Genomic DNA, 293 nt, shown 5'->3' with positions numbered 1-293 from the left:
CGCTCGACAACTTGCGCCGCCATCACCTGATACAAGGCGCTGACATCGGCCTCAAAGAGGGCATCGAGACAGCGACCGAGCACATCATCATTGAGGTCATCAGCACAGATCCCGGGGCCAATCAGGCGCTCAACCGGCTTGTTAGCGAAGAATTGCGGGAACATGTGCAGGGTGCTGCTGTGAAAGCCGAGGCCGTTCACTATCATGGCGACCAAGGCTTCACCATGTGAGACCTTGAAAGGCGGGGTTTTGGGGAGCAAGGCATCGATCATGCGGGCAATGCCCAGTTCCTG

The 293-nt window shown here is 57.7% G+C and carries 1 protein-coding gene; it reads right to left on the bottom strand.

Annotated features, from left to right (window positions below):
- Window positions 1-293: DUF4277 domain-containing protein (locus tag J9889_RS24805; RefSeq protein WP_210558355.1), on the bottom strand; the 293-nt coding region annotated here is incomplete at both ends.

The sequence above is a fragment of the Aeromonas sp. PrichA-15 genome (assembly GCF_017939245.1).
Classification (GTDB): domain Bacteria; phylum Pseudomonadota; class Gammaproteobacteria; order Enterobacterales; family Aeromonadaceae; genus Aeromonas; species Aeromonas caviae.
Note: the sequence above shows the minus strand (reverse complement) of the source record. Positions and strands in the feature narration are given on the sequence as shown.